General features: G+C 71.3%; 6 protein-coding genes and 1 pseudogene. 6 read left to right on the plus strand and 1 reads right to left on the minus strand.

The annotated features are described in order from the left end of the window. The 5 genes and pseudogenes from RT309_RS12015 to RT309_RS12035 all read left to right on the plus strand — a co-directional run. Positions 1 to 606: pseudogene (locus RT309_RS12015) on the plus strand (hydroxymethylbilane synthase); the annotation flags it as partial. Between the two features lie 5 nt (positions 607 to 611). Next, entirely contained in the window at positions 612 to 1,409 is a 798-nt protein-coding gene (locus RT309_RS12020; RefSeq protein ID WP_313357349.1) for a uroporphyrinogen-III synthase, read from the plus strand. Further along, the gene (gene hemB, locus RT309_RS12025) at positions 1,406 to 2,383 is read left to right on the plus strand and encodes a porphobilinogen synthase (RefSeq protein WP_313357351.1); all 978 of its coding nucleotides are present in this window, start codon (positions 1,406 to 1,408) and stop codon (positions 2,381 to 2,383) included. The genes RT309_RS12020 and hemB overlap by 4 nt, the downstream gene beginning before the upstream one ends. A gap of 48 nt (positions 2,384 to 2,431) precedes the next feature. Further along, on the plus strand, positions 2,432 to 3,745 hold the full coding sequence (locus RT309_RS12030; RefSeq protein ID WP_313357353.1) for a glutamate-1-semialdehyde 2,1-aminomutase: 1,314 nt from the start codon (positions 2,432 to 2,434) through the stop codon (positions 3,743 to 3,745). Between the two features lie 184 nt (positions 3,746 to 3,929). Then, positions 3,930 to 4,382: a hypothetical protein gene (locus RT309_RS12035; RefSeq protein WP_313357354.1), complete on the plus strand. Its 453-nt coding sequence runs from the start codon at positions 3,930 to 3,932 to the stop codon at positions 4,380 to 4,382. Between the two features lie 46 nt (positions 4,383 to 4,428). Here the strand turns inward: RT309_RS12035 and RT309_RS12040 are convergent, their stop codons facing one another. Further along, positions 4,429 to 6,696 carry an ATP-binding cassette domain-containing protein gene (locus RT309_RS12040; RefSeq protein ID WP_313357356.1) on the minus strand — a complete coding sequence of 756 codons (2,268 nt, stop codon included), beginning with the start codon at positions 6,694 to 6,696 and terminating at the stop codon, positions 4,429 to 4,431. Positions 6,697 to 6,869: 173 nt separating this feature from the next. Between RT309_RS12040 and RT309_RS12045 the strand changes: the two genes are divergently transcribed. Next, positions 6,870 to 7,928 (plus strand): enoyl-CoA hydratase/isomerase family protein, encoded by a 1,059-nt coding sequence (locus RT309_RS12045; protein WP_313357358.1) that lies wholly within the window; start codon positions 6,870 to 6,872, stop codon positions 7,926 to 7,928. The last annotated feature ends 212 nt before the right edge of the window (positions 7,929 to 8,140 follow it).

Genomic DNA, 8,140 nt, shown 5'->3' on the forward strand with positions numbered 1-8,140 from the left:
AGCCGCATCGCCCAGGTGCGCCGCCGTGCCCCGCACGCCGAGGTGGTCGACATCCGCGGCAACGTCGACTCCCGTCTCGAGCGGGTGTCGTCGGGAGAGCTGGATGCCGTGATCCTCGCCGCCGCGGGTCTGACCCGCCTCGGCTCGGAGACGACCCTGCGCCGTGAGGAGCTGGGTCTCACCGAATGGCCGACCGCTCCCGGGCAGGGGTCGCTGGCCGTGGAGACCACCGCCCACGCGCCGTCGGAGCTGCTCGACGCGCTCGCGCGACTCGACGACCTCGACACCCGCATCGCGGTGACGGTGGAGCGAGCGGTGCTGGCCGGACTCGACGCCGGATGCCAGGCACCCATGGCCGCCCACGCGGTCGTCACAGGAGACAGCATCCGCCTGCGCGCCGTCGTGTACGAACCCGGCGGAGGACGCCGAATCGGGCTGGACGTCTCCGAGCCCCTGAACAGGGGGTATATTCGACGGAACGGCAGCGGCAACGAAGCGGATGCTGCCGATGGTGCAGACCCGATGCGCGCGGCTCGCGAGCTCGGCGACTCTGCGGCCCATCGGCTGCTCGAACAGGGAGCGGCCGACTTCCTCCCCCGAGAGTGATCTAGATGACTGCTTCCGAAACCAAGACCGCCAGGCCGCTCGACGGCTGGCGCGTTCTCGTGCCGCGGGGCGGCCCCTGGGGCGACAGCGTCGCCGCCAGCCTGCGCGCGATGGGTGCGGTGCCCGTGGTGGCGCCTCTCATCAACTTCGCCCCGACCACCGACCAGGACGCCCTCGATGCGGCCCTCGCGCGTCTGCAGGGCGGCGAGTACGACTGGCTGACCATCACCAGCGCCACGACGGTCGACGTGCTGTACGCGCACCGCATCGTCATCCCGGCGAAGACCAAGGTCGCCGCCGTAGGCGAGACGACCGCTGCGGCTCTGCAGGCCGTCGGCTACGACGTCGCGCTCATGCCCGAGCTCGACAACTCGGCGGCCGGGATGGCCGAGAAGATCATCTCGATCGAGCCCGACGCGCAGCGCATCCTGACCCTCCGCAGCGAGATCGCCAAGCCCGTCCTCTCGGTCATGCTCACCGAGGCGGGGCACGACGTCGACAGCGTGGTGGCCTACCGCACGGTCGGAGTGCCGGTGACCGAGCGGATCCGCCGCGACGTCGAGAACGGCCGCATCAATGCGATCCTGGTCACCAGCGGCTCGGTGGCCAAGCAGGTGCGCGAGCAGTTCCCCGAGATCCCCGACACGACGCTGCTCGCGGCGATCGGCCCTCGCACCGCGAAGGATGCCGAGAAGGCCGGCCTGCCGGTCACGGCGATCGCCGACAAGCAGACGGTCGACGCGCTGATCGAAACGGTCTCGCGGTTCACCCTGCCGCACGCGGCGGACGAGTTCGCACCGTGAGCCGCTTCCCTGATGCGCGGCTGCGCCGTCTTCGGCAGTCCGCTCCGGTGCGGGAGCTCATGCGCGAGACATCGCTCGAGCCGCGTCAGCTGGTGCTGCCGATGTTCGTGCGCGAGGGCCTCACCGAGCCCGTGCCGATCGGCTCGATGCCGGGCGTCGTGCAGCACTCGCTGGATTCGCTGAAGGCCGCGGCGGTGGATGCCGCAGCGGCCGGTCTCGGCGGGGTGATGCTGTTCGGCGTGCCGGCCGTGCGCGATGCGATCGGATCGGGCGCCGACGACCCCGACGGCATCCTCAACGTCGCCACGAGCGCGCTGGTCGCGGAGGTCGGCGACGCACTCGTCGTGCAGACCGACCTCTGCCTCGACGAGTTCACCGACCACGGTCACTGCGGGGTGCTGACGCCGGCAGGAGCAGTGGACAACGATGCCACTCTCGAGCGCTACGCCTCGATGGCTCTCGCGCAGGCCCGCGCAGGCTCTCAGCTGCTGGGACTCAGCGGCATGATGGACGGCCAGGTCGCCGTCATCCGCGAGGCGCTCGACGACGAGGGGTTCCACGACACCCTTCTGCTCGCGTACTCGGCGAAGTACGCCAGTGCCTTCTACGGCCCGTTCCGCGAGGCCGTCGACTCGCAGCTGCAGGGCGACCGGCGCACCTACCAGATGGATCCCGGCAACCGCCGCGAGGGCGTGCGCGAGGCCCTGTTCGATCAGGACGAAGGCGCCGACATCGTCATGGTCAAGCCCGCGATGGCGTTCCTGGACGTGCTGCGCGAGGTGCGCGACGCGGTCGACGTGCCGGTGTGGGCGTACCAGGTGTCGGGCGAGTACGCGATGATCGAGGCCGCCGCCGCGAACAGCTGGATCGACCGCCGCGCCGCCGTTCTCGAGTCGCTCGTGTCGATCCGCCGGGCCGGCGCCGATGCGGTCTTGACGTATTGGGCCGCCGAGGTGGCGCGCTGGCTTCGCTGAACGCGCCCGCTCGGAGCCGCTCATAGCCGGCATCCCTAGGCTGGATGCATGGACCGCAACGACTCCCTGTTCGACGCCGCCCGCTCCGTGATCCCGGGCGGCGTGAACTCGCCGGTGCGGGCGTACGGGTCAGTCGGCGGGACGCCTCGGTTCCTGGCATCAGCCTCCGGCGCCCGAGTGACCGACGCCGCCGGACGCGAGTACATCGACCTCGTCGCGTCGTGGGGCCCCGCGCTGCTCGGGCACGCGCATCCCGAGGTGGTGCAGGCGGTTCAGGATGCCGCGACCCGCGGCCTCTCGTTCGGAGCCCCCACCGAGGGCGAGGTCGAGCTCGCGCAGCTGATCGCTGAGCGGGTGCGCCGCGGCGACGTGCGCCCGGTCGAACGTGTGCGCCTGGTCTCGACCGGAACCGAGGCGACGATGACGGCGATCCGCCTCGCCCGCGGCGCCACCGGACGCGACCTGCTGGTGAAGTTCGCCGGCCATTACCACGGACACTCCGACGGGCTGCTCGCCGCCGCCGGCTCCGGCGTCGCCACGCTCGCGCTGCCCGGCTCGGCCGGCGTTCCCGCGCCGATCGCCGCGCTGACCCTCGTCATCGACTACAACGATCCCGGCGCCCTGGCCGCCGTATTCGCCGAGCACGGCGACCGCATCGCCGCCGTGATCGTCGAGGCGGCGTCGGCGAACATGGGCGTCGTCGCCCCGCTGCCCGGCTTCAACAGGCTCATCGCCGACACCGCGCACGCGCACGGCGCGCTGATGATCCTCGACGAGGTGCTCACCGGGTTCCGCGTGCACCCCGCGGGCTTCTGGGGGCTGCAGCAGGAGGCGGGCGAGCAGTACGTTCCCGACATCATCACCTTCGGCAAGGTCGTCGGCGGCGGTATGCCCCTCGCTGCCCTCGGCGGCAGCGCCGCGGTGATGGACATGCTGGCCCCCGTCGGGCCCGTGTATCAGGCGGGCACGCTGTCGGGGAACCCGCTCTCGGTCGCAGCCGGGATCGCGACCCTGCGTCTCGCGACCCCCGAGGTGTACGCGCGGATCGACGCCGCGGCCGATCGGCTCGCCTCGTCGCTGGATGCCGCGCTGACCGACGCCGGCGTGGCGCACTCCGTGCCTCGCGCCGGCAGCCTGTTCGGCCTCGCCTTCCTGCCCGAGGCGCCGCGCGACTACGCGATCGCTCAGACGCAGGAGTCGTTCCGGTACGCGCCGTTCTTCCACTCCATGCGCGAGCAGGGCGTGGCGCTGCCGCCCAGCGTGTTCGAGGCGTGGTTCCTCACCGCCGCCCACGGCGACGACGAGCTCGCGGCCATCGAGGCCGCTCTTCCCGCGGCGGCTGCGGCCGCGGCATCCGCCTGACCCGTCTGTCGGAATTCTCAGACCGTTCCGCCCGCCGGCGGAGTGTCGCCGTGCGACCCGCCGCCCCCCGGAGGTCCGGCCTGAGGATTCCCGCAGCGTGTTGCCGGTTCGGCACAACAGGATGGTTGTCGTCCTGTCAGCAAGTCGTGTGCGTGTCGCTCACCCGCTTTGGCAGACTGGACGCATGGTGACCCTGCTGCTGGATCAGACGCGACTTGAGATCGTTCTCTCGCCGATCGAGCGGGCGTCGACCTTCCATCGCGAGAACCTGCGGATCGAGCGCGCGCACATCACCAAGGTGCAGCTGACCCAGGATGCCTGGACCTGGCTGCGCGGTGTGCCGGGACCCGGCACGCACATCCCCGGTGTGCTCGCCGGGGGAACGTGGAAGGCCGCAGAGACCACGGACTTCGTGCTCATCCGCCGCCGCAGGCCCAGCGTCGTGATCGACCTCGACGGCGATCCGCAGTTCCAGCGGCTCATCCTCACCACCCGGCACGGGCTCGCGCTGACCCAGGCGCTGCGGCTCGAGGTCAGCGATCAGCCCGAGGATGTCGCCGACATCGCGACGGGATCGGTTCCCGTGCAGAAGCAGCGCCAGCGCCCGGTCATCCGGCCGCGGCCGCGCACCGTCTGACCGGAGCGCGAGCTCCCGGCCGGAGAGCCTCGACGAGGTCGCGCCGTCAGTGGTGGCTCTGGTCGCCGTGATGCTGCGCGGCGTCGTGGCCCGAGTCGCCGTCGGTCCGAGCGGATGCGTCATCGGCGTTCGACTCCGCCGACTCCTCGCGCCGCTGAGCACGCGAGCTGTACGGGTAGTCGGGGGCCGGCCCGTCGAAGAAGCGGCTGGCTGCGTCCAAGAGCGAGGTGCGCATCGCGGCGAGCCGCGGGTCGTCGTCGCCGTCGTCGACCGCGTCGTCGTCGTCGTCGCTCGAGAGCTCGGGCGTCACGATCGAGATGGCCTCGGTCGCCGGAGCAGAGCGGTCGGACCCCTCGGTGGTGACCGAGGCGGGGAGGCCCGTGATCAGCTCGGTGAACGTCGGCTCGACCGTCGGCGACGGCAGCGTGACCGCGTCGGTCGCAAGGGGGAGGATGAGCGGGCGCGTCTCATCTGACGGGGCGTCGGAGTCGTCGTGCTCGGCGTCGTGGTGCTGGTCAGCGTCGTGGTGGTCAGCGTCGTGGTGGTCGTCGACGTGGCCGGTCTGCTCGGTGTCGCCGGTCTGCTCGTGCGGGTCGTCCTGCTCGTGCGCCTCAGGCTGTTCGTCCGACTCGGCGTTCCCGTCGGATGCGGGGTGCACGTCCGTCTGAGGGGCGTGGTCTGCCTCGGTGTCACCGTCGCCCGCAGCGTGGCCGTCACTCTCAGAGCGGTCGGCGCCGGAGAGATCGCCGACCGCCTCGTCCCCCTCGACGATCTCGACGGCAGGAGCGTCGGCGGGGTCCTCGCCGCTCTGCTCGGCACCATCGGCCTCAGCCGGGTGCTCGGCAGCGGGAGCGTCTTCGATCAGGTCGTCGTCGCTGTGCTCGGCCGCGCGGGTCTCGTCGGACGGGGAGGTCTCGCCCGCCACGCCGTGATCCGCATCGGCACCGGAGCCGTCCTCGACCGCAGACGCAGCGGCAGCCTCGTCGGGCTCGGACGACGCGTCTGCCTCGGCATCTGTCTCTGTCTCTGTGTCTGCATCAGAGCCTGCCGTCTCTGCGGCGTCGACCTCGGCGTCGTCCACCGACGACGTCGTGTCGGCGGGCGCGCCGCCGTCTTCCGAAGCATCCAGGTCTGCGGCGATGGTGTCGGTGGGTGCTGCCCCGTACCCGGTGCCGGCTGCCGCGACGGCGCCGCCATCGGCGACGACGGCGGCCGCACCCGCGAGGGGCACACCGCCCGCGACGAGGGCGGCGTCAGCAGTACCCGCGTCAGCGTCGGGGATGTCGGAGTCGACGTTCTCGTCGCGGATGTCGGCGTCCGCGGCATCCGCCTCGGTCGTGCCGTCGGCGGCTGCACCGCTCACCGTGTCGGACGCGTGGGCGACCCGGTTCGCGGACGTGTCGAGGCGCGGGCTGTCGGCGCGGCGCCCGTAGACGAGGTCGAGGAAGACCTCCTCGAGGCTGGGGCCGCGCTGCTGCAGCATCGTCAGGGCGACGCCGGCCTTGGCGGCGACGGCGCCGACCTCGGCCGAGTCCGAGTCGCGGACGGTGACGCCCGAGCGCAGCACGTCGAAGTCGAGTTTCGCGGCCGAGAGCGCGGTGATCAGCGGAGCGCGGTTCTCGGCATCCACCACGACGGCACCGCCGGACGCATCCGCGAGCTCCGAGATCGGGCCCGCGTGCACAGCGCGGCCCTTCGAGAGCACCACGACGTCGTCGGCGACCTGCTCGATCTCGCTCAGCACGTGAGACGAGACAAGCACGGTGCGTCCTTCATCGGCGAGGCGACGCATCATCAGACGCATCCAGCGGATGCCCTCGGGGTCGAGCCCGTTGGCGGGCTCGTCGAGCACGAGCACGCCGGGGTCGCCGAGCAGCGCCGACGCGACCGCGAGACGCTGACGCATGCCCAGGGAGTAGCTGCCCAGACGGGTTTCGCCGTCGTCCTGCAGGCCGACGAGGTGCAGCACCTCACCGACGCGAGCAGCGGGGATGCCGTTCGCCTTCGCGGCGAGCAGAAGCTGACGACTCGCGGTGCGCCGAGGGCGGTACGCCGACTCCTCGAGCACGGCGCCGACGGTGCGCAGCGGGTGACGCAGGTCGGCGTAGCTCGCGCCGCCGATGGTCGCGCTGCCCGAGGTGGGACGGATCTGGCCGAGCAGGATGCGCAGCGACGTGGTCTTCCCCGCGCCGTTCGGGCCGAGGAATCCGGTGACGGCACCCGGCTCGACGCGGACGGAGAGGTCGGAAACGGCGGTCATCGCGCCGAAGCGCTTTGTGACCTGGGTGAACTCGAGCACCTGTCCTTCGGGCATGGCGACCTCTCCTGTTCGGGACAATCTCTTCCATCTTCGCGGAAATCTGGGAGAATCCGCGCTTCACCTGCCGTAACCGGCGATCCTCGTGCGCAGATCAGTGCAGATCAGTGCAGATCAGTGCAGATCGGTGCAGATCGGTGCAGATCGCGAAGCGGAGTACCCTGACAGGCGTGACCGACACCGAAGCCGCCACCGTCATCGCCCGCATCGACAGCTCGCTCGGACGGATCACGCTCAATCGTCCGCGGGCGATCAACGCCCTGGATCTCGGCATGGTCGAGCAGCTCACCGCGGTGCTCACCGCGTGGATCGATGACACCGACGTGCAGAACGTGCTGATCGACGGCGCGGGTAAGCGGGGCCTCTGCGCGGGAGGGGACGTGCGGGCCCTGTACGACTCGATCACCTCGGGGCATCCCGATCACATCGCCGACTTCTTCCGCGCCGAGTACGCGATGAACGCGCTGATCGCCGAGTACCCGAAGCCGATCGTCGTCTTCGCCGACGGCATCACCATGGGCGGCGGCATCGGCCTCGCCGGTCACGCCGCCGTGCGCATCGTGACCGAGCGCTCGCGCCTCGCCATGCCCGAGACGCGCATCGGCTTCACGCCCGATGTCGGCGGCACCTGGCTGCTCGGCCGGGCACCGGGCCGGCTGGGGGAGTACTTCGGCCTCACGGGTCAGAGCATGAACGCGGCGGATGCCCTGTACCTGGGCTTCGCCGATCATCACGTGCCTTCCGAGAACCTCGACGGGCTGCGCGACGCGCTCGCCACCCGCGCCGACCCGGGCACGCCGAACGAGCTGACCCTGCTGTTCGACGAGACACCCGAGCCGTCGCAGCTGCCCGCCGCGCGGGCGTGGATCGACGAGGCGTTCTCGGCCGACACCGTGGGCGAGATCATGCAGCGGCTGCGGGAATCGGATGCTCCGGATGCGGCGTCTGCGCTGGCCACGCTGGAGGAGCTCTCGCCCACCGCGCTCGCCGTCACCCTCGATGCGGTGCGCGAGGCGCGGGCGATGAGCGGCGTGCGGGAGGCGCTCGAGGGCGAGTACCGCCGGGTCATGTGGTTCGGGCACAGTCATCCGGACCTGGTCGAGGGCATCCGGGCGCAGCTGGTCGACAAGGACCGCAACCCGAAGTGGCAGCCGGCGACCGTCGCCGAGCTGCCGTCGGATGCCGGTGCCCCGGCGCGCGCGTACGTGCCCGAGCCGCCCCTGTTCTGAGTCGGGCCTGTTGTGAGCCGGGCCGCTCGCAGCGGCGTCGATCGCAGGTAGGCCAACAACCCGACGTAGGTGATTCTGCGCGAGATTCGCCTGTGTTCGCGGGTTCGCCTACCTGCGGTGAGCGGGCGGTGGGGATGACGGATCGTTGTGCAGCGGGCTCTGGCGAGCCGCCCGCTCGGACGTAGGAGAACAACCCGACGTAGGCGAATCTG

The sequence above is a fragment of the Microbacterium sp. genome, from assembly GCF_032084865.1.
Taxonomy (GTDB): Bacteria; Actinomycetota; Actinomycetes; order Actinomycetales; family Microbacteriaceae; genus Microbacterium.

Coding starts and splice junctions, on each gene's coding strand:
- RT309_RS12030 (WP_313357353.1), top strand. CDS start 2,432: ATGGACCGCAACGACTCCCTGTTCGACGCCGCCCGCTCCGTGATCCCG.
- RT309_RS12040 (WP_313357356.1), bottom strand. CDS start 6,696: ATGCCCGAAGGACAGGTGCTCGAGTTCACCCAGGTCACAAAGCGCTTC.
- RT309_RS12020 (WP_313357349.1), top strand. CDS start 612: ATGACTGCTTCCGAAACCAAGACCGCCAGGCCGCTCGACGGCTGGCGC.
- RT309_RS12035 (WP_313357354.1), top strand. CDS start 3,930: ATGGTGACCCTGCTGCTGGATCAGACGCGACTTGAGATCGTTCTCTCG.